The organism is Streptomyces sp. NPDC126499, from assembly GCF_040302485.1.
Taxonomy (GTDB): Bacteria; Actinomycetota; Actinomycetes; order Streptomycetales; family Streptomycetaceae; genus Streptomyces.
Map to the genome: position 1 here is coordinate 174,397 of NZ_JBEOUO010000004.1, position 19,862 is coordinate 194,258.

Annotated in this window: 22 protein-coding genes and 1 tRNA gene; 20 read left to right on the plus strand and 3 right to left on the minus strand. The window is 71.1% G+C overall.

Annotated features, from left to right (window positions below):
* Positions 1-71: 71 nt before the first annotated feature.
* Complete coding sequence (locus ABTZ91_RS07490) at positions 72-764, minus strand: HAD-IIIA family hydrolase (RefSeq protein ID WP_352076184.1); 693 nt, start codon at positions 762-764, stop codon at positions 72-74.
* Positions 751-1,617, minus strand: a complete 867-nt coding sequence (locus tag ABTZ91_RS07495) for a winged helix-turn-helix domain-containing protein (RefSeq protein WP_352076185.1) — start codon at positions 1,615-1,617, stop codon at positions 751-753. The genes ABTZ91_RS07490 and ABTZ91_RS07495 overlap by 14 nt, the downstream gene beginning before the upstream one ends.
* A gap of 152 nt (positions 1,618-1,769) precedes the next feature.
* Between ABTZ91_RS07495 and ABTZ91_RS07500 the strand changes: the two genes are divergently transcribed.
* The 13 genes from ABTZ91_RS07500 (at position 1,770) to ABTZ91_RS07560 (ending at position 9,627) form a co-directional block, all read left to right on the plus strand.
* Positions 1,770-2,102, plus strand: coding sequence for a hypothetical protein (locus tag ABTZ91_RS07500; protein WP_352076186.1), 333 nt, complete (start codon positions 1,770-1,772; stop codon positions 2,100-2,102).
* A 2-nt stretch (positions 2,103-2,104) separates the two neighbouring features.
* Positions 2,105-3,451 (plus strand): FtsK/SpoIIIE domain-containing protein, encoded by a 1,347-nt coding sequence (locus tag ABTZ91_RS07505; protein WP_352076187.1) that lies wholly within the window; start codon positions 2,105-2,107, stop codon positions 3,449-3,451.
* 83 nt (positions 3,452-3,534) lie between these two features.
* Positions 3,535-3,732, plus strand: coding sequence for a hypothetical protein (locus tag ABTZ91_RS07510; protein WP_352076188.1), 198 nt, complete (start codon positions 3,535-3,537; stop codon positions 3,730-3,732).
* 19 nt (positions 3,733-3,751) lie between these two features.
* A complete protein-coding gene (locus ABTZ91_RS07515; RefSeq protein ID WP_352076189.1) occupies positions 3,752-4,429 on the plus strand; it encodes a DUF2637 domain-containing protein in 678 nt (225 codons plus the stop codon).
* A 19-nt stretch (positions 4,430-4,448) separates the two neighbouring features.
* Positions 4,449-4,634 (plus strand): mobile element transfer protein, encoded by a 186-nt coding sequence (locus tag ABTZ91_RS07520; RefSeq protein ID WP_352076190.1) that lies wholly within the window; start codon positions 4,449-4,451, stop codon positions 4,632-4,634.
* 14 nt (positions 4,635-4,648) lie between these two features.
* The gene (locus ABTZ91_RS07525; protein ID WP_352076191.1) at positions 4,649-4,975 is read left to right on the plus strand and encodes a hypothetical protein; all 327 of its coding nucleotides are present in this window, start codon (positions 4,649-4,651) and stop codon (positions 4,973-4,975) included.
* Between the two features lie 5 nt (positions 4,976-4,980).
* Complete coding sequence (locus ABTZ91_RS07530) at positions 4,981-5,529, plus strand: GGDEF domain-containing protein (protein WP_352076192.1); 549 nt, start codon at positions 4,981-4,983, stop codon at positions 5,527-5,529.
* A 95-nt stretch (positions 5,530-5,624) separates the two neighbouring features.
* Entirely contained in the window at positions 5,625-5,804 is a 180-nt protein-coding gene (locus ABTZ91_RS07535; RefSeq protein ID WP_352076193.1) for a hypothetical protein, read from the plus strand.
* A 5-nt stretch (positions 5,805-5,809) separates the two neighbouring features.
* Positions 5,810-5,980, plus strand: coding sequence for a hypothetical protein (locus tag ABTZ91_RS07540; RefSeq protein ID WP_352076194.1), 171 nt, complete (start codon positions 5,810-5,812; stop codon positions 5,978-5,980).
* Entirely contained in the window at positions 5,977-6,678 is a 702-nt protein-coding gene (locus ABTZ91_RS07545; RefSeq protein ID WP_352076195.1) for a DNA methylase, read from the plus strand. Before ABTZ91_RS07540 ends, ABTZ91_RS07545 begins: the two co-directional genes overlap by 4 nt.
* A complete protein-coding gene (gene repSA / locus ABTZ91_RS07550; RefSeq protein WP_352076196.1) occupies positions 6,675-8,072 on the plus strand; it encodes a replication initiator protein RepSA in 1,398 nt (465 codons plus the stop codon). Before ABTZ91_RS07545 ends, repSA begins: the two co-directional genes overlap by 4 nt.
* Positions 8,073-8,083: 11 nt before the next feature.
* Positions 8,084-8,257 carry a helix-turn-helix domain-containing protein gene (locus ABTZ91_RS07555; RefSeq protein WP_352076394.1) on the plus strand — a complete coding sequence of 58 codons (174 nt, stop codon included), beginning with the start codon at positions 8,084-8,086 and terminating at the stop codon, positions 8,255-8,257.
* A complete protein-coding gene (locus ABTZ91_RS07560) occupies positions 8,254-9,627 on the plus strand; it encodes a site-specific integrase (protein ID WP_352076197.1) in 1,374 nt (457 codons plus the stop codon). The genes ABTZ91_RS07555 and ABTZ91_RS07560 overlap by 4 nt, the downstream gene beginning before the upstream one ends.
* A 215-nt stretch (positions 9,628-9,842) precedes the next feature.
* Here the strand turns inward: ABTZ91_RS07560 and ABTZ91_RS07565 are convergent.
* Positions 9,843-9,914: transfer RNA gene (locus ABTZ91_RS07565), tRNA-Arg, on the minus strand.
* Positions 9,915-10,072: 158 nt separating this feature from the next.
* Here ABTZ91_RS07565 and ABTZ91_RS07570 point away from each other — a divergent pair.
* From ABTZ91_RS07570 to rho, 7 genes are all read left to right on the plus strand, one after another.
* Positions 10,073-10,546: a response regulator gene (locus tag ABTZ91_RS07570; protein WP_352076198.1), complete on the plus strand. Its 474-nt coding sequence runs from the start codon at positions 10,073-10,075 to the stop codon at positions 10,544-10,546.
* A gap of 225 nt (positions 10,547-10,771) precedes the next feature.
* Positions 10,772-11,860: an ArgS-related anticodon-binding protein NrtL gene (gene nrtL / locus ABTZ91_RS07575; protein ID WP_352076199.1), complete on the plus strand. Its 1,089-nt coding sequence runs from the start codon at positions 10,772-10,774 to the stop codon at positions 11,858-11,860.
* Between the two features lie 13 nt (positions 11,861-11,873).
* Complete coding sequence (gene lysA, locus ABTZ91_RS07580) at positions 11,874-13,265, plus strand: diaminopimelate decarboxylase (protein ID WP_352076200.1); 1,392 nt, start codon at positions 11,874-11,876, stop codon at positions 13,263-13,265.
* Positions 13,266-13,436: 171 nt separating this feature from the next.
* Entirely contained in the window at positions 13,437-14,729 is a 1,293-nt protein-coding gene (locus tag ABTZ91_RS07585; protein WP_352076201.1) for a homoserine dehydrogenase, read from the plus strand.
* 6 nt (positions 14,730-14,735) lie between these two features.
* Positions 14,736-15,806 (plus strand): threonine synthase, encoded by a 1,071-nt coding sequence (thrC, locus tag ABTZ91_RS07590; protein ID WP_352076202.1) that lies wholly within the window; start codon positions 14,736-14,738, stop codon positions 15,804-15,806.
* Between the two features lie 486 nt (positions 15,807-16,292).
* A complete protein-coding gene (thrB, locus tag ABTZ91_RS07595) occupies positions 16,293-17,210 on the plus strand; it encodes a homoserine kinase (RefSeq protein WP_352076203.1) in 918 nt (305 codons plus the stop codon).
* Positions 17,211-17,635: 425 nt separating this feature from the next.
* Positions 17,636-19,708 (plus strand): transcription termination factor Rho, encoded by a 2,073-nt coding sequence (gene rho / locus ABTZ91_RS07600; RefSeq protein WP_352076204.1) that lies wholly within the window; start codon positions 17,636-17,638, stop codon positions 19,706-19,708.
* Positions 19,709-19,862 lie beyond the last annotated feature (154 nt).

The window sequence follows — 19,862 nt, forward strand, 5'->3', positions numbered from 1 at the left end:
AAGCAGCGGCGAGCGAAGCGAGCCCTTGATGAGGTAGAGAAACCTGTAACAGCTCCCCCGTTGATCTTCAGCTACGCCGTAGTCAGAGCGTCGGCGATGGCGTGCATGTCGTCGGTGATGGTGTCGGCTTGAGCCTCGGCGAAGAGGTCCGCCTTGTGGGGCTTGTTGGCGTAGGCGATCACGGTCGTACCGGCTGCATGAGCGGCCTGGATGTCCGTGAGCGAGTCACCGATCAACGTGCAGTTCGTGACGTCCATGTGCATCTGCTCGGCCGCAGTGATGAGCGGGTACGGGTTCGGCTTCATCAGGTGGGGCTGCCCCGTCGGTCGGCCCACGATCCTCGCGATGAATCCGTCCAACTCGTGCAGTTCCAGGAAGCGCTGGACGCACTCGGCCGAGTTGTTGCTCACCACGGCGACCGCCTTCCCCGAAGAGTTCGCGGCTGACAGGGCCTCCCGTGCTCCCGGTGTCGGCGGGCCGGCTACCGCAACGGCTTCCATCTCTGCCGCTGTCAGAGCCTGCTCGACCTCCTGCCCCAACTCGGGGTCGGCCTCATGAGCCATGCGCAGGACCTCGATCGGGTCATCGGTCTCTGCTGCCTTCCCGCCCGCGGCTGCGTCCTTTGCCGAGATGAGTGCGGTGAGTTGCTTGGCAACCTGAGGGGCGGGGAAGCCGGCGAACACGTCGCACACGGGGCCGTCGAAGTCGAAGAACACCACCCGGGCGTTGGCCAGGATCTCCGGGAGTCGGTCATCGTGCGTCAAGGTCGAAGTCCCTTCCGATAGTCTCCCAGACGCTGTCGAACCACATGCGGGCCTGCTGGACCTGCTGGGCTCCGCTGGAGGACTCGCCGTCGTTGATCGAGTGGTGGAACAGCGTGGTGTCCTTGCCCACGAGGTCGTAGATCTCGATCGTCTCGCCCTGGGCGACGACCTTGTTGGGGCGGATCGGGTAGTACCCGAAGAACGCGTCCTCGTTGTTGATCACGTAGAGCTTGAAGAACTGCGTTCCGCTGTGGACGCGGACGTTGATCCGGGTCTCTGCGACCAGTCCGAGGTGTCCCAGCTCGGTGATCGCGTCCCGGATGCTGCGGGTGTAGCCGACCATGATGTCGTGCATGCGGTCGCGGAGCCGCTTGTCGTCTGCCCCATCCGCCATGCGCACCGGCGCCGCCTGCGGGACGGACATGTCCGGGACGAGTATCCGCATGGTGATGCTCGCAGGGGTCAGCCTGCCGACGCGGATCTTGTCGAGTGGTTCCTGAAGGGCGCCGTGAAGCGTCTCGCTGGAGAATCCGGCGAAATCGATGGTGACGTGATCCCTGGCGAAGGCTTGCTCGACGTACGGCCGTAGGCCCGCCGGCCGCTCCGTCCGGTTCCTCACGTACACGCCGCTGCCCTTGCGGGAGACCACGAGCCCTTCATCTTCGAGGTCCCGGAGCGCGCGCTGGATCGTCGCCCGTGCGAACCCGTACAGCTCCGTCAGCTCCTTGTGCGACGGCAGCTTCTCGCCCGGCGCCAGTCGCCTGGTCCGGATTGCGGCCCCCAGGCTGCTCGCTACCTGCTCGTACGGGGCTCGGTCGTCGTCGGGGTCGAGGGGCTCGGGGACAAAGGTCATGAAGCCGATGGTAGGCGACTCGACCCCAACCAGGACAGTCATGGCAGTCACGTTGTTGACATGGCTAGCCATGTCTTCTAACTTCGAGATGTGACCAACCAGGTTAGCCAAGTTGGTCATCTAGCCCTACCTGCCATCTCGAAGGAGAAACCATGCCGTCGTTCAAGGTGGACACCTCGACCGCCGTCGTGTTCGTCGCGACCGCTCCGACGCCGAAGCTCGTGAGCAAGCAGACCGGTGAGCGGGCCATGGACCGGGAGACCGGTGCGGGCCTGTCCACGGTGGGTCTGCTGATCTCGGACGAGGGTGAGGGCAACCTCTACCAGGTGACCGTCCCGGAGACCGGCCTGCCGGAGAACCTGACCCCGGGGACGCCGGTGTCGGTGATCGGGCTGAAGGCGCGCGACTGGGAGAACACGTTCAACGGCCAGACGCGGCACGGCATCTCGTTCCGCGCGGTCGCGGTCACGCCGCTGGGGGCCTGACCATGACGGACCTGTCGACGTTATGGGAGGTCGGCCTTCCACTGGCCGGTGCCGGTGGCCTTGGGGTCGCGAGGGTTCGTGCTCCCCGGGTGTACTGGTCGCTGGTCGGCCTGCCCGTCACTCAGGTGCGGTTCACGATGACGTACCGCTCCACGATGGACGTGTGCGGGCTGACGGTGCAGCCGTCCCGCTTGCGGGCGTTCATGGTCCGCACGGTCGCTCGCCGCAGTGACGTCCAGCCGGTGCCGCCGAAGGTCCGCCGGGTTCGCGGTACGTCGACCGGGATGCGGGTCACGCTCCGCCTCCCGGCCGGCCTGGAGCCCGCCGACGTGGTCGCGGCCTCGGAGCGACTGCGGCACGCCTGGGGCGTCCACTCGGTCAACGTGGTCGAGACAAAGCCCGGATTCGTGGAACTGCGGATGACCGGCTACGACGTCCTGCGGCGGGTGAAGATGCCGCGCCGCCTGCCCTCCGGGCCGCTGACCGTGCCGGTCGCGCTGCGGGAGGACGGCACCGCGTTCGTCCGGGACTACCTGAAGGTCCCGCACGCGCTGACGCTCGGCGCGAATCAGTCGGGCAAGTCCATGTATCAGCGCAACCTGATCGCCGGTCTCGCCCGGTTGAACGTCGCCCTGGTCGGCATCGACTGCAAGCGCGGTGTCGAAGAGCGCGGATACGCGCCCCGCCTGTCCGCCCTCGCCATCACCCCGGGAGAAGCCTCCGGTCTCCTCGACGCGCTCGTCAGTGAGATGGAAGATCGCTTCGACCTGCTCAGCGAGTACGGCGCTGGTGACATCTGGGACCTGCCCGACAAGATCAGGCCGGTGCCGGTCGTGCTCCTGGTGGACGAGGTCGCCGAGCTGTTCCTCGTCGCGACCAAGAAGGACGAGGAACGTCGGGACCGGATGGTCACGCAGATGATCCGGCTCGGGCAGATGGCCCGCGCGGCCGGCATCTATCTGGAGATCTGCGGCCAGCGGTTCGGCTCTGACCTCGGCAAGGGCGCCACCACGCTGCGCGCTCAGCTCACCGGCCGCGTCGTGCACCGGGTCAACGACAAGCAGACCGCCGACATGGGCCTGGGTGACATCGCCCCGGATGCGGTCGTCGCGGTGACGACGATCCCGCCTGACAAGCCCGGTGTGGCGGTGGCCGGCGACTCCTCCGGCGGCTGGTCCCGCATCCGCACCCCCGAACTCAGCGCCGCCAAGGCTGCCGCGATCTGCGCCGAGTACGCGCACCTCACCCCGGACGTTCCGGCCCTCGCCCCCTACCGGCCGGTGATCCCCGCCGAGATTCCGTCGGTGGACTCCGTGCCGCTGGTGAAGCCGATTCCGGCGACGGACTGACACACCCCTTGCCCCTCGGTCGGCGTGACCGTCTCACGCCAGGTCCCTACCCGACCCATGCCCGAAACCGAAGGGAACCGCCCGTGACCGCCCAGGCCACGAAGAAGTCTCCGGCCCCGCGCCGCCGCTCGCCCAAGCCCGCGTCCGTCCCGCCGCCGTGCGACACCTGCACCGGCACCGGGGAGACCACGACCGCCGTTCGAGTCGGGCGCAAGCGCCGGCAGATCGACGCCACACAGACCGCGCTGTGCCCGGACTGCTTCGGCACCGGCACCGCCTGATCAGGAAGGAGGCGGCCCGGTGCCCCGAACGCTCCGCTTCGACGCCGTACTCATCCAGGCCGTCATTGCCGGTGCTCTGTCCTTCGCCCACCTGCACGACCTGGCTGCGGCGGCCGGACAGGACGGCTGGAAGGCGTGGGCCTACCCGGTGAGCGTCGACCTGCTGCTTGTCGCGGCCTGGCGCCGGATGCGCGCGGACGCCGGGAACCGTGACGCGTGGCTGTGGTTCGCCATCGCCCTCGTCGCATCCCTCGGCGCCAACGTCGCCACCGCCGGAATGCTCGACATGAACAACGTCCCGGCCTGGCTGCGCATCGTCGTCGCCGGATGGCCCGCCCTCGCCTTCCTCGGCGGCACCCTCCTCGCCCACGCACACACCCCGACACCTCAGCCCGAACCCGCCCCGGCACCCGTGGAACACCGCGACCCCGAACCGGTGGCCGACCTGACCGTCGAGCGCGCGCCGGAACCGGCACCCGAACTCCCGCCGGCCGAACCCGCGCCGCAGGAACCAGATCCGGAACCTGCTCCCGTCGCGCCTGCCGTGACGGTGCCGCCCGCGCTGCTCGACCACGCCCGAAAGATCGCGGACGCCCACCACGCACAGACCGGCACCCCGATCGACGCGGCCACCCTCCGCGCCCGCCTCGGCGTCCCGCCCGCGCTCGCGGACTCCATCGCCCTCCAACTCGCCTGAGCTGAAAGGAGAAAGACCCGTGCGCCCGAACCGCTTCTACAACGTCGCCCGCTTCGGCCCCGTGCGCGTCGGCAGCCACCACGACGGCCGCGGCCGCACCAAGCACACCGCCGTGTGCACCGCCCCCGGATGCGACTACTCCGCCGACTACCCAACCCGCGCCGGCGCCGAACTCGCCGCCCGCACCCACCGCTGCAAGGCATGAGAGGAGCAAGTCCCGTGTTCAAGCCCAAGTACCCGACCCCGGACACCTACACCCCGGCCCAGCCCACCGTCCTCGACCAGTCGACGGCCGTCGTCCCGACCGTTCCCGTCGCGGCACCGGCTACGGTCCCGGCGCCCGTGCCCGTCGCCCCGGCCCGCACGACGGTCCAACTCACCCCGGGCAGCGCGCTCGCCCTCGCGGCCGGTGGCGGCGCCGTGGTCCTGGTCGTCGGCACCGTCCTCGTCTCGATGCTCCTGGCCGTCGCCATCACCGGCGTCTCCGTCGCCGTCGTCGCGGTCGTCCTGCGCCTGCTCATCCGCGACATGCACAAGGGCCGGTGACCGCCATGGACACGCACACGATCGCCGCCGCCGGGTTACCGGCCCTCGGCTGGGCCCTGCACGGCAGCATGCTCCTCCGCCGCCTCGGCGCCGCCCGACGTGACCCGCTGACCGGCCTGCACACCCGGGCCGGATGGACCACCCGCGCCGAACACCTCATGACCCGCAACGCCAACGCGCTCGTGGTCCTGGTCGACCTGGACGACTTCAAGGCCATCAACGACACCCACGGCCACCCGGCCGGAGACGCCGTTCTCACCGCGACCGCCAGCCGTCTCGCGGCCTGGTGCGGACGCCACGGCATCGCCGCCCGCCTCGGCGGAGACGAGTTCGCGGCCATCGTCACCGACCCCGCCCACACCGCTGGCCTCCCGGCCCTCCGCGCCGCCCTCGACAAGCCGGTCCCGCACCGCGGACACACGCTGCGGGTCTCGGCCTCGGTCGGCCACTGCCACCGCACGGACCTGCCGGTCCCGATCCTCACCGACGCTCTGTCCGCCGCCGACATGGCGATGTACGCGGCCAAGGGTTACGGCAGGCGCAACACACGCTAAGCGGCCCCCGGGGCGGCCTCGGTCGCCAAACTTCCGCCGCCCCGGGCGCCTGAACCCCATTCCAGATCCAACGGACCCGAAAGGGAGACCTCATCATGCCCCAGACCGCCCAGGCCCCGCGCGTCTGCCGCGACTGCGACGGCTTCGCCACCGCCACCATCACCACCGGCCTCCGCGCCGCCGACGGCACCCGCCACACCATCCCCGTCCACTGCCTCACCTGCCGGGGCCTCGGACACACCACCCCCGCCGCCCTCGCCCGCGCCGGGAGGTGACCGTCGTGGCCCTCCTCGACTGGCGTTCGCCCGAGCACTTCGACCACTCCGGCGACAAGCCCTGCGTGCTCTGCACCAAGCCCACCCCGCTGCGCTCCGACCGAGGCAAGCCCGTCCACAAGGTCTGCGCCGAGCAGTGGATCGACGACCACACCCGAAAGGAGAACGACCGGTGACCACGGCACTTCGCCCCCGGGTCCTGGACCTCTTCTCCTGCGCCGGCGGAGCCGGAACCGGCTACCACCTGGCCGGCTTCGACGTCGACGGCTGCGACATCGCCGACCGCCCCAACTACCCCTTCGCCTACCACCGCGGCGACGCCCTCGAATACCTCACCCACCTGATCGCGTCGGGGGACATCGAGCGCTACGCCCTCGTGCACGCCTCCCCGCCCTGCCAGGCCGGCTGCGCCGTGACCGTCGGCACCAACGCCTCCAGGGGCTGGGGCAAGGACCACGTCGACCTCGTCGCCCCGACCCGCGAACTCCTCGACGCCTCCGGGCTGCCGTACGTGATCGAACAGCCCAACGGCCGAGCCCTGATCCGCAAGGACCTCACGCTCTGCGGCGAGATGTTCCGTCTCGGCGTCCTGCGGCACCGCAACTTCGAACTCGGCCGTTGGGCTACCGCGCAACCGGCCCACCCTCGCCACCGCGGCTACGTCCGCGGCCACCGCCACGGGGTACGCCGAGACGGCCCCTACGTCGCCGCATACGGCAACGGCGGAGGCAAGGCCACCGTCCCGGAGATGCAGCACGCCATGGGGATCACGTGGACCGACCTCCGTGAAGAGCTGACCGAGGCCATCCCGCCCGCCTTCACCCACTGGATCGGCACCGCCTTCCTCACCGCCCGACAGGAGGTCTTCGTGTGACCCACCCCGCCTCCCTGGCGGCGGGCCTGGACCCGGCCACCCTGAGCGACCTGCTCCGGGTGGCCGGGTCCCCCGGATTCGACCGCCTCACCGAACAAATCCGCCGCACCGGCGGCTGCGCCGCCCCCATCCGACTGTCCGGCGGCTCCAAGCTCCTCGACCCCGCCACCAAGACCGTGCTCCACGCCTACACGACCGACAACGAGCCGGGCGGAGTCCTGCGGGTCGCCTGCGGCAACCGCCGGGCCTCCCGCTGCCCCGCCTGCGCCTGGACCTACGCGGGCGACACCTACCACCTGATCCGAGCCGGACTCATCGGCGACGCCGACAAGGGCACGCCCGAGACGATCCGTGACCACCCTCGCGTCTTCGCCACCCTCACCGCCCCGTCCTTCGGCCCAGTCCACAACCGGCCCGGCAACCGGCCCTGCCGCTGCGGCACCCGCCACCCCGAGGACGCCCCGGAGCTCGGCACCCCGCTCGACCCGGACAGGTACGACTACGCGGGTGCGGTGCTGTGGAACAACCACGCCTCCGAGCTGTGGCGGTACTTCACGATCTACCTCCGCCGCGAGATTGCCGCCCGCGCCGGCCTCACCCAGAAAGCCGCCCGCGAACAGTCCCGCGTCTCCTTCGGCAAGGTCGCCGAGTACCAGAAGCGCGGCGCCGTCCACTTCCACGCAGTGATCCGCTTCGACGGACCGGACGGCCCCGTCACCCCGCCCCCGGCCTGGGCCACCCTCGGTCTCCTCACCGACGCCATACGGGCCGCCGCCGCCCGCGTCCGCGTCGTCGTCCCCGCCGCCCCGGACCACGGCGTCGACCAGGACCTGGTCCTCACCTGGGGTGCCCAGCTCGACGTCCAGCCCATCGGCGCCTTCGGCGACGGCGAGGAACTGACGGAACAGGCCGTCGCCTCCTACGTCGCCAAGTACGCCACCAAGGCCGCCGAGACCACCGGCACCGTCGACCACCCCGTTGGCAACAAGGAAGCCCTCATCCTCCTCGGCGTCCCGGACCACCCCCGGCGCCTGATGGAAGCCTGCATGGACCTCGACCCCGCCTACCCGGACCGGCGCCTGCGCGCCTGGGCCCACATGCTCGGCTTCCGCGGCCACTTCTCCACCAAGTCCCGCCGCTACTCCACCACCCTCGGCGCCTTACGCCAAGTCCGCGCCGACTACCGCGCTGCCCAGCAACGCACCGCCCTCGGCCTGCCCGACCCCGACGAACACCCCGAGGCCACCGTCCTCGTCATCGCCCACTGGAGCTACGCCGGCCACGGGGCCACCCCCGGTGAGTCCTGGCTCGCCGCCAACATCCGCCGCGACATCCAGCACAACCGCGAACACGCCCGCGAACTCCGCGCCGAACTGGAAGGAGAACTGACGTGAAGGACGAACTCATGACCGTTCCGCAGATTCTTGCCGAGCTGGGCGGGGTCTCGCGGCGGACGTTCTACCGGTGGCGTGAGCTGGGGCAGGGGCCTGCGGCCTTCAAGCTGCCCAATGGCGAGCTGCGGGTCTGGCGCTCGGACTTCTCCGCGTGGCTGCGGGCACTGAAAGGTGCTGCCGCGTGAAGTCGCTCGACGTCAAGATCTGGAGTGTTCGTAAGCGCAACACCCAAAAGCCGTCCTATGAAGTGCGGTGGGCGGTAGCGGGCAGGGTCTTCCCTCAGACTTTCCGCACCAAGGCGCTCGCGGACAACTACCGATCCAAGCTGATGCGGGCGGCTCGGGACGGGGAGGAATTCGACACCGAATCCGGTCTTCCCGGCTCCATGGAGGAGAAGAAGTCCGCTCTCACCTGGTACGCCTTCGCCCTGAAGTACCTCGCCATGAAATGGCCGCATGCTGCGCCGAACACACGCGACGGCATCAACGAGTCCCTGACTTCCGTCACGACGGCCCTCCTCGATGACCGTCCAGGCCGCCCGTCCGATGATCTCCTGCGCAAGGCGCTGCGGAACTGGGCCTTCGTCCTCCCGGGACCCGGCGACCGCGAAATGCCCGACGAGATCGCCAATGTCCTGCACTGGGTGTCCAAGGCTTCCCGCCCCCTGTCCGACCTCTCTGACCCCGTGATCGGGCGGGCAGTCCTCGACTCGCTCAAGCTCAAGCTGAACGGCACCGCTGCCGCCGCTGAGACCGTTCGGCGGAAGCGCCGCACCCTCGTCAACGCCATGCACTACGCCGTAGACCTGGGGGAGTTCCCAGAGAACCCCCTCTCGGCGGTCCGCTGGCAGAAGCCGAAGGTGTCCAGCGAAGTGGACCCCAGGGTCGTCGCCAACCCCGAGCAGGCCCGGTCACTCCTGCACGCTGTGTCCTACGTCGGCGGCTACCGGCGCGGGCGGGGTCGGCGTCTCGTCGGGCTCTTCGCCGGCATGTACTTCGGAGGCTTTCGCCCGGCTGAAGCCGTCGGCCTGGCCGAGCCTGATCTCTCGCTTCCTGTCTCCGGCTGGGGCTCGGCGCTCCTTCACCGGACCCGTCCCAGCGTGGGTAAGCAGTGGACCGACACGGGGGAGAGCCACGACGACCGCGGCCTGAAGAACCGGCCCACCGAGGACGTCCGCCGGGTGCCGATCCCGCCCCAGCTCGTGAGCATCTTCCGGGAGCACATCGAGACCTTCGGCACGGCGGACGACGGGCGTCTGTTCTTCAGCGAGAACGGGGGAGTGGTGTCCTCCTCCACCTACTACCGGGCTTGGCAGGAAGCTCGAGTGCTCGCACTCCCGCCGGCCGCAGTCGCCTCGCCCCTCGCCCGGCGCCCCTACGACCTCCGGCACTCCGCGCTCTCCACGTGGCTCAACGCAGGCGTGGATCCGACCGAGGTAGCGGAGCGCGCCGGCAACAGCGTGGAAGTGCTTCTGAGTCGGTACGCCAAGTGTCTCGACGGCCGTCAGGAGGTGGCGAATCGGCGCATCGAGGATCTGCTGCGTGAGTACGAGTGAGAGTCGCTGAGAGCTCGGCGCCTGGCCCCTGGACCTGTCCGGGGGCCTTTGGCGTTCTCCGGACTGACCTGCGCCGATGCCCCAAGATCCTGTCCACGAATAGTCCACAGACCTCGACATACGGCGGCTCAGAGCGGCATACGGCTGCGCATACGACAAGACCCCGTCCTCAGCGTTTCCGCTGATCACGGGGTCTTTCGGCACTTCCTGCGAAGTGCCCCCGGCAGGATTCGAACCTGCGCACACGGCTCCGGAGGCCGTTGCTCTATCCCCTGAGCTACGGGGGCGTTGCCGCGTTCGGCGGCGACGGGTAGAACACTACCAGCTCCCGGAGGGTGCCTGTGAACAGGTATTTCCGTCGCGTGACGGGAGGGTGGTTCGCTCGCACGGGTCAGAAGTGGGCAAAAGCCGGACGCGGCCGCTCCCCGCGACCTACTCTCGACGTGTGTCAGGGGTGTCCGGGCGGGTGCTGGTTGTGGATGACAACCGGGTGATCCGTCAGCTGATCAGGGTCAATCTCGAGCTCGAGGGCTTCGAGGTGGTGACCGCGGCCGATGGTGCCGAGTGTCTGGATGTCGTGCACGAGGTCTGTCCCGATGTCGTCACCCTCGATGTCGTCATGCCCCGCCTTGACGGGCTGAAGACCGCCGCGCGGTTGCGGGAGGATCCGCGGACGCGGCATCTGCCCGTGGCGATCATCAGCGCCTGCACCGAGTACGGGGCGGATGGCGGGGGAGCTTCCGGGGTCGACGCCTTCCTCGCCAAGCCCTTCGAGCCGGCCGAGCTCGTCCGTGTCGTGCGGCAGCTCCTGCACCGGGAGCGGCGCGAGCCCCGCGAAGAGACCGGTGGCGGTGACGCCGAGGAGCCGCCCGCAGTGGAGGGGGCGCAGAACGGGGCCGGGCGGCGGACGAATCCGTAGCGGGGGCTCACCACGGGGCCTTTGTCCTTCCGGCCGGCCGCCTGGCGAATCCCTGCGGCCCTCGCCGTCCCGCCGGGTGCACGCCGCGCCCTCACCGGCCCTCGCCGTCCCGCCGGGTGCACGCCGCGCCCTCACCGGTCCTCGCCACCCCGCCGGGCGCGCGCCCCCGCCCACATGTCGAAACCGGTTCGCGTTCCGACCCCCCTCCTCCCCTAGGCTGGTCCCGTGACCCCCGCGGACCTCTCCCTCACCGTGCTGCACGCCGTGCGCCGTGCGGTCGACGAGGGTGCGCTGCCGGTCGATGTGCCCGCGCGGGTCAAGGTCGAGCGGCCGCGGGCCGGAGGGGTCGGCGACTACGCCAGCAGCATCGCCCTCGGGCTCGCCCGGCCCGCCGGGATGGATGCCCGGGACGTCGCCGCCATCCTCAGGGAAGTCATCCTCAGAGAGGCCACCCTCCAGAGAGAGGCCACCCTCCAGAGAGAGGCCACCCTCAAGGACCGGCCCGACGACCAGGCCGCCGCCGGCCCCGCCCCCACCGCCCGGCCCGCCGACCACGCCGCCGCCGGCCCCGCCGCCATCGCCCGGATCGACATCACCGGCCCCGGCTTCCTCAACTTCACCCTCGCGCGCGACACCGACGCCCGGCTCGTCCGGCAGATCCGCACCGACGGGCTCTCCTACGGGCACTCCGACGCCCTCGCCGGCACCCGCGTCCGGCTCCGTACCGCTACCGAGCCCCGCGCCGCGCTGTTCACCGAGACCGTCGTCCGGCTGCTGCAGGTACAGGGGGCCGACGCCGCGGCCCACGTGGACGGGGAGCCGATCCCCGTTCTGCCCGGCGCCTACGAGCCGTACGCCCTCGGCACCGACGCCGCCCGCTGGGCGCTCCTGCGGCCGGCCGCCCACGACCAGGCCCTGCCCGGCGCGCCCCTCCTCGTCCAGCACGAGCGCAATCCGCTCTTCCGGGTCCGGTACGCCCACTCCCGCGCGCGGGCCCTGAGTCGTAACGCCGCCCAGCTCGGCTTCGCCCCCGCCTACGACGAGCCCCTCGACGAGCCCCGGCTCCTCTCCCTCCTCGGCGATCACCCCGCCGTCCTGCTCTCCGCGGCCCGCCACCGCGCCCCCGACCGGGTCGCACGGCACCTGGAAGCCGTCGCCGACGCGCTCCTCGCGTTCCAGCACACCGTTCTGCCCCTCGGCGACGAGAAACCCTCGGCCGCCCACCGCTCCCGGCTCGCGCTCGCCGAAGCCGCCGGGACGGTGCTCGCCGGTGGCCTGTCCCTGCTCGGCATCAGCGCACCCGACCAGATCTGAAAGACGCAGACCCATGAGCCGTTCCGCACACCCCGCCGGGCCCCGCCACGCCGACGTCCTTCCCGAGGGGCACTACACCGCGCCGCCCGCCGACCTCAACCGCCTCGACCCCAAGGTGTGGGCGCGTACCGTCCGGCGCAACGAGCGGGGGCAGGTCACCGTCGGCGGCCTGAGCGTCACCGAGCTCGCCGAGGAGTTCGGTACGCCCGCCTACTTCCTCGACGAGGACGACTTCCGCTCGCGCTGCCGCGCCTGGGCCGAGGCCTTCGGCAAGGACGCCGACGTCTTCTACGCGGGCAAGGCGTTCCTCTCCCGGGCCGTCGTGCGCTGGCTCACGGAGGAGGGGCTCAACCTCGACGTCTGCTCCGGCGGCGAGCTCACCACCGCCCTCTCGGCCGGCATGCCCGCCGAGCGCATCGCCTTCCACGGCAACAACAAGTCCACGGAAGAGATCCACAAGGCCGTCAGCGCCGGGGTCGGGCGGATCGTCCTCGACTCCTTCCAGGAGATCGTCCGCGTCGCCCACATCGCCCAGTCCCTCGGCAAGCGGCAGCGCGTACAGATCAGGGTGACCGTCGGCGTCGAGGCGCACACGCACGAGTTCATCGCCACCGCGCACGAGGACCAGAAGTTCGGCATCGCCCTGGCCGGCGGGCAGGCCGCGGAGGCCGTCCGCCGGGCGCTCTCCCTCGACGGGCTCGAGCTCATCGGCATCCACTCCCACATCGGGTCGCAGATCTTCGACATGGCCGGCTTCGAGGTGTCCGCCCGGCGCGTCGTCCAGCTGCTCGCCGAGGTCCGCGACGAGCACGGCGTCGAGCTGCCCGAGATCGACCTCGGCGGCGGTCTCGGCATCGCGTACACCTCCGAGGACGACCCCCGTGAGCCGCACCACATCGCCAAGGCGCTGACCGAGATCGTCACGCGCGAGTGCGAGGCCGCCGGCCTGCGCACCCCGCGCATCTCCGTCGAGCCCGGCCGCGCCATCGTCGGGCCGACCGCCTTCACCCTGTACGAGGTGGGCACGGTCAAGCCGCTGGAGGGGCTGCGGACGTACGTCTCCGTCGACGGCGGCATGTCGGACAACATCCGCACCGCCCTGTACGACGCCGAGTACAGCGTCGCCCTGGTCTCCCGGACCAGCGACGCCGAGCCGATGCTCTCCCGGGTGGTGGGCAAGCACTGCGAGAGCGGTGACATCGTCGTACGGGACGCGTTCCTGCCCGCCGACGTGGCGCCCGGCGACCTGATCGCCGTACCGGCCACCGGCGCGTACTGCCGCTCGATGGCCAGCAACTACAACCACGCGCTCCGGCCGCCGGTCGTCGCCGTCCGGGACGGCGAGGCGCGGGTCATCGTGCGACGGGAGACGGAGGAAGATCTCCTGCGTCTGGACGTCGGATGACGAAATAGTCCGGCGGGGGCCGAGGCCCCTGCCGGAATAGTCGAGTGGTGGAATTCATGTCTCATCATCCGGACCGAGGCCGGAAACGGCCATCCGGTGGGTGAGACTGGTTCCACCGTAAGGACACGACCGTAGAAATACGGCTCAGAAGGTAATGAGAAACGAGGTCGGATGATGCGTACGCGTCCGCTGAAGGTGGCGCTGCTGGGCTGTGGAGTGGTCGGCTCAGAGGTGGCGCGCATCATGACGACGCACGCCGACGACCTCGCCGCGCGCATCGGCGCGCCGGTCGAGCTCGCCGGCGTGGCCGTCCGCCGGCCCGACAAGGTCCGCGGCGGGGTCCCCGCCGAGCTGATCACCACCGACGCGACCGCCCTGGTCAAACGCGGCGACATCGACGTCGTCGTCGAGGTCATCGGCGGCATCGAGCCGGCCCGCACCCTCATCACCACCGCGTTCGAGCACGGCGCCTCCGTCGTCTCCGCCAACAAGGCGCTGCTCGCCCAGGACGGCGCGACCCTGTACGCCGCCGCCGAGCAGCACGGCCAGGACCTCTACTACGAGGCCGCGGTCGCCGGCGCCATCCCGCTCATCCGGCCGCTGCGCGAGTCCCTCGCCGGCGACAAGATCAACCGCGTGATGGGCATCGTCAACGGCACGACGAACTTCATCCTCGACAAGATGGACACCTCGGGGGCGGGCTACTCCGAGGCCCTCGACGAGGCCACCGCGCTCGGCTACGCCGAGGCCGACCCGACCGCCGACGTCGAGGGCTTCGACGCCGCCGCCAAGGCCGCCATCCTCGCCGGGATCGCCTTCCACACGCGCGTGAGGCTCGACGACGTCTACCGCGAGGGCATGACCGAGGTCACCGCCGCCGACTTCGCCTCCGCCAAGCAGATGGGCTGCACCATCAAGCTGCTCGCCATCTGCGAGCGGGCCGCCGACGGCGAGTCCGTCACCGCGCGCGTGCACCCCGCGATGATCCCGCTCAGCCACCCGCTCGCCTCGGTCCGCGAGGCGTACAACGCCGTCTTCGTCGAGGCGGAGGCCGCCGGGCGGCTCATGTTCTACGGACCGGGCGCCGGCGGCTCGCCGACCGCGTCCGCCGTACTCGGCGACCTCGTCGCCGTCTGCCGCAACCGTCTCAACGAGGCGACGGGCCCCGGCGAGTCCGCGTACACCCGACTGCCCGTGAGCCCCATGGGCGAGGTCGTCACGCGGTACCACATCAGCCTCGACGTGGCCGACAAGCCGGGCGTCCTCGCCCAGGTCGCGACGGTCTTCGCCGAGCACGGCGTGTCGATCGACACCGTCCGTCAGACGGGCAAGGACGGCGAGGCCTCCCTCGTCGTCGTCACCCACCGCGCGCCCGACGCCGCCCTCTCCGGGACCGTCGAGGCGCTGCGCAAGCTCGACACCGTGCGCGGTGTCGCCAGCATCATGCGTGTTGAAGGGGAGTAAGGACCCATGACCACCAAGGGCACCCACCAGTGGCGCGGCATCATCGAGGAGTACCGGGACCGCCTTCCGGTCACGGACGCGACGCCGGTCGTCACGCTTCGTGAGGGCGGTACGCCGCTCGTCCCGGCCCAGGTCCTCTCCGAGCGCACGGGCTGCGAGGTCCACCTGAAGGTCGAGGGCGCCAACCCCACCGGCTCCTTCAAGGACCGGGGCATGACCATGGCCATCTCCAAGGCCAAGGAGGAGGGCGCGCAGGCCGTCATCTGCGCCTCCACCGGCAACACCTCCGCCTCGGCCGCGGCCTACGCGGTACGGGCCGGCATGGTGTCCGCCGTCCTCGTGCCGCAGGGCAAGATCGCGCTCGGCAAGATGGGCCAGGCCCTCGTGCACGGCGCGCAGATCCTCCAGGTCGACGGCAACTTCGACGACTGCCTCACCCTGGCCCGCGGCCTTTCCGAGAACTACCCGGTGGCGCTGGTCAATTCGGTGAACCCGGTCCGTATCGAGGGCCAGAAGACCGCCGCCTTCGAGATCGTGGACATGCTCGGCGACGCCCCCGACATCCACGTCCTGCCGGTCGGCAACGCCGGCAACATCACGGCGTACTGGAAGGGCTACCGCGAATACGCGGCGGACGGCATCGCCACCCGCACCCCGCGCATGTGGGGCTTCCAGGCCTCCGGTTCCGCGCCGCTCGTGCGCGGCGAGGTCGTCAAGGACCCGTCGACCATCGCCACCGCGATCCGGATCGGCAACCCGGCCTCCTGGCAGTACGCGCTCGCCGCGCGCGACGAGTCGGGCGGCTTCATCGACGAGGTGACGGACCGTGAGATCCTGCAGGCCTACCGCCTGTTGGCCGCGCAGGAGGGCGTCTTCGTCGAGCCGGCCTCGGCCGCGTCGGTGGCCGGTCTGCTGAAGGCCGCCGCGCAGGGCAAGGTCGACCCGGGCCAGACCATCGTCTGCACGGTCACCGGCAACGGCCTCAAGGACCCGGACTGGGCCGTCGCGGGTGCTCCGCAGCCGGTCACCGTCCCGGTCGACGCCGCTGCCGCCGCCGAGCGCCTCGGCCTGGCCTGACAGCGGTCCGGGCGCGGGTCCGGTCACGGATCGGCCCGGTCCGACCGCAGACCGGCCGCGGACGGGCCGCAGTCCGACCGCGGACGGGCTGCCGTCCGGTCGCCGTCCGGTCGTCGCCCGGTCCCAGCCCGCTCCGGCCCAGCCCGGCCGCCGTCCGGTCGTCGCCCGGCCGCCCTCCGAAAGCAGCCCGAGAACGGCCTGAAAAACGGCCGGAACCAGCTGTTCGCGGGTTCCTGATCGCGGGTCAAACCCGATCAGGAACCCACATAGGCGCACAGGCTGGCGCGCGACACGCATCGTGCGCCTCCTGTGCGCCCTATGTCGCCACTGAACCTTCCTTCGATAGGCTGTACCGAACCCGCCCCGTCGCATATGCGCGGTGGCGTTGCCGTTGTCGCGCCAGAGGCGCTCGCGGCCCCCGGGTTCCCGCGTGACTTCCCCAGTTCCTCCGCACCATCCCCGCAAGTCAAGGAGAGTCATCGAGCGATGGCCGGTCCCGCCTTCCGCGCCGCCGCCGTACGGGTGCGCGTTCCCGCCACCAGCGCCAATCTCGGCCCCGGCTTCGACGCCTTCGGCCTGTCGCTGGGGCTCTACGACGACGTCGTCGTCCGGGTCGCCGACTCCGGGCTGCACATCGACATCGCCGGAGAGGGCGCCGACAACCTGCCGCGCGACGAGAGCCACCTGCTCGTCCGCTCGATGCGCACGGCCTTCGACCTGCTCGGCGGACAGCCGCGCGGCCTCGAGGTGGTCTGCGCCAACCGCATCCCGCACGGCCGCGGCCTCGGCTCCTCCTCCGCCGCCATCTGCGCCGGCATCGTCGCCGCCCGCGCCGTGACCATAGGCGGCGACGCCCGTCTCGACGAGACGGCCCTGCTCGAACTGGCCACCGAGATCGAGGGCCACCCCGACAACGTCGCCGCCTGTCTGCTCGGCGGCTTCACGCTCGCCTGGACCGAGGGCGGCGCCGCGCGCGCCATCAGGATGGAGCCCTCGCATTCCATCGTTCCGGTGGTTTTCGTCCCCGGGAAACCCGTACTGACCGAGACCGCCCGCGGACTGCTGCCGCGCACCGTCCCCCACGTGGACGCCGCGGCCAACGCCGGCCGTGCCGCCCTCCTCGTCGAGGCCCTGACCCGCCGCCCCGAGCTGCTGCTCGCGGCCACCGAGGACCGGCTGCACCAGGAGTACCGGGCACCCGCGATGCCCGAGAGCATCGCTCTTGTGAACCGGCTGCGGGCGGACGGAGTGCCCGCGGTCATCTCCGGCGCGGGCCCCACGGTCCTCGCGCTGGCCGAACACGGAACGGCCGACAAGGTCGCCCAGCTCGCGGGCGAGGGGTGGGCCGCGAACCGGCTCGACCTCGACGGGCCCGGAGCGAGCGTCCTGCCGCTCGCGCCCTGACGGGCGACCGCGCGGTTCTCGAGCCGGGGACCGCGCGGACACGAGATTGCCGGTGACGGAGAGGGGGAATGTTTGTTGGAGCCGGTAGTGTTAACCTCAAGTCTGCACCCGACGTCTTTGTGGCGCGGTGCTGAGAGTCCCCATCAGGGACCACCCATTCTTCCGGGAGCCTCCTCCACTGCCTGAGCAGCCTGCCTGAGCAGTTTCGAGCACGCTCCGGAACCGGCACGACACCCCTCGCTCTTCTCCTGGTGAGGGCCGAGCAGGGGGCGCTCGGGCCGGACCCACAGCACGTTTTCTCTCTTCCGCCGTACCCGGCGGGACCACCGCCCCGACACGGACCACCCAAAGACTGGACCGCTGTCGGACAGCACAACCGGTCGCCGAGCCAGATGGCCGACGTCCGCTCCAGGGAAGGACCCTTCGTGAGCGACACCACCGATCTGATGGGCGTGACTGCCGACAACAGTGTCGACACCGCCGCGCCCGCCGCAGGTGCTGCCACTGGCACCACCGCACGGCGCCGCCGCTCCGGCACCGGCCTCGAGGGCATGGTCCTGGCCGAGCTGCAGCAGGTCGCGTCCGGCCTCGGCATCAGGGGCACCGCGCGCATGCGCAAGAGCCAGCTGATCGAGGTCATCAAGGAGGCGCAGGCCGGAGGTGGGGGTACCTCCCACGCCGAAGGCGTAGGGGGAGCCGCCGCGCCCGCCAAGTCGGCCGACGACGCCGAGGCCAAGCCGAAGCGCCGCGCCACCTCCAAGGCCCGTACGGGCGAGACCGCCGCCGAGGCCGCGCCGAAGGCCGAGAAGGCCGAGCCGGTCGCCCAGCAGCAGATCGAGATCCCGGGCCAGCCGGCCTCCGACGACGCCCCGGCCGGCGAGCGCCGCCGCCGTCGCGCCACCGCCCCCGCCGGTTCGCCGGAGGGCGAGGTCAAGGCCGAGGCCGCCCAGGCCGTCAAGACCGAGGCGCGCCCCGAGACCCGTACCGAGGCCCGTACCGACACGCAGACGGACGCCAAGGCCGACGCCGCCACCGACACCGCCGAGGGCCGCGGCCGCCGCGACCGCGACCGCGACCGCGGTGAGCGGGGCGAGCGCGGTGACCGCCGCGACCGCCGGGACCGCCAGCGCGACCGCGGCAAGGGCGACGACCAGCAGGGCGGCGGCCAGGGCGGCCAGCGCAAGGAGCGCCAGGGCCAGGGCCAGGGCCAGCCGCAGGGCGGCCAGCAGGCCGGTCCGCAGGACGACGGTTACGACGACGAGGCGGGCGGCCGTCGCGGCCGGCGCGGGCGCTACCGCGACCGCCGTGGCCGTCGCGGCCGTGACGACTTCCAGGCCGGCGAGCCGCAGGTCTCCGAGGACGACGTCCTGATCCCGGTCGCGGGCATCCTCGACATCCTCGACAACTACGCGTTCATCCGGACCTCCGGCTACCTGCCCGGCCCGAACGACGTGTACGTCTCCCTCGCCCAGGTCCGCAAGAGCGGCCTGCGCAAGGGCGACCACGTCACCGGTGCCGTGCGCCAGCCGAAGGAGGGCGAGCGCCGCGAGAAGTTCAACGCGCTGGTGCGCCTCGACTCGGTCAACGGCATGGCGCCGGAGTCCGGCCGCGGCCGCCCCGAGTTCAACAAGCTCACCCCGCTCTACCCGCAGGACCGCCTCCGTCTGGAGACCGACCCGGGCGTGCTGACCACGCGGATCATCGACCTCGTGTCGCCGATCGGCAAGGGCCAGCGCGGTCTGATCGTGGCCCCGCCGAAGACCGGCAAGACCATGATCATGCAGGCGATCGCCAACGCGATCACCCACAACAACCCCGAGTGCCACCTGATGGTCGTCCTGGTCGACGAGCGTCCGGAAGAGGTCACCGACATGCAGCGGTCGGTCAAGGGCGAGGTCATCTCCTCGACCTTCGACCGCCCGGCCGAGGACCACACCACCGTCGCCGAGCTGGCCATCGAGCGCGCCAAGCGCCTCGTGGAGCTGGGTCACGACGTGGTCGTCCTGCTGGACTCCATCACCCGCCTGGGCCGCGCGTACAACCTCGCGGCGCCCGCCTCCGGCCGCATCCTGTCCGGTGGTGTCGACTCGACCGCGCTCTACCCGCCGAAGCGCTTCTTCGGTGCCGCGCGCAACATCGAGGACGGCGGCTCGCTGACCATCCTGGCCACCGCGCTGGTCGACACCGGCTCGCGCATGGACGAGGTGATCTTCGAGGAGTTCAAGGGCACCGGCAACATGGAGCTCAAGCTCGACCGGAAGCTCGCCGACAAGCGCATCTTCCCGGCCGTCGACGTCGACGCCTCGGGTACGCGCAAGGAGGAGATCCTGCTCGGCAGCGACGAGCTCTCCATCACCTGGAAGCTGCGCCGGGTGCTGCACGCGCTCGACCAGCAGCAGGCGATCGAGCTGCTGCTCGACAAGATGAAGCAGACGAAGTCGAACGCCGAGTTCCTGCTCCAGATCCAGAAGACGACGCCCGGCGCCAACAACGACTGACGCCGACGCCGTCTCCCGGGAGTAAGCCCGGGACCACCACCGCGCCCACCGTGCCCGCACGGTGGGCGCGGTGCGTTCGGGGCCTTCGCGTGACGTGTCGTCGCTCACCGAAACCTCACAGGCTCATATGCAACCCTTTCGGCCGGTTCTCCGT

Bases quoted from the DNA above. Each gene is read 5' to 3' on its own strand.
- ABTZ91_RS07495 (WP_352076185.1), bottom strand. From the start codon at position 1,617: ATGACCTTTGTCCCCGAGCCCCTCGACCCCGACGACGACCGAGCCCCG.
- ABTZ91_RS07500 (WP_352076186.1), top strand. From the start codon at position 1,770: ATGCCGTCGTTCAAGGTGGACACCTCGACCGCCGTCGTGTTCGTCGCG.
- ABTZ91_RS07505 (WP_352076187.1), top strand. From the start codon at position 2,105: ATGACGGACCTGTCGACGTTATGGGAGGTCGGCCTTCCACTGGCCGGT.
- ABTZ91_RS07530 (WP_352076192.1), top strand. From the start codon at position 4,981: ATGGACACGCACACGATCGCCGCCGCCGGGTTACCGGCCCTCGGCTGG.
- ABTZ91_RS07535 (WP_352076193.1), top strand. From the start codon at position 5,625: ATGCCCCAGACCGCCCAGGCCCCGCGCGTCTGCCGCGACTGCGACGGC.
- ABTZ91_RS07555 (WP_352076394.1), top strand. From the start codon at position 8,084: ATGACCGTTCCGCAGATTCTTGCCGAGCTGGGCGGGGTCTCGCGGCGG.
- lysA (WP_352076200.1), top strand. From the start codon at position 11,874: ATGAGCCGTTCCGCACACCCCGCCGGGCCCCGCCACGCCGACGTCCTT.
- ABTZ91_RS07585 (WP_352076201.1), top strand. From the start codon at position 13,437: ATGATGCGTACGCGTCCGCTGAAGGTGGCGCTGCTGGGCTGTGGAGTG.
- thrC (WP_352076202.1), top strand. From the start codon at position 14,736: ATGACCACCAAGGGCACCCACCAGTGGCGCGGCATCATCGAGGAGTAC.
- thrB (WP_352076203.1), top strand. From the start codon at position 16,293: ATGGCCGGTCCCGCCTTCCGCGCCGCCGCCGTACGGGTGCGCGTTCCC.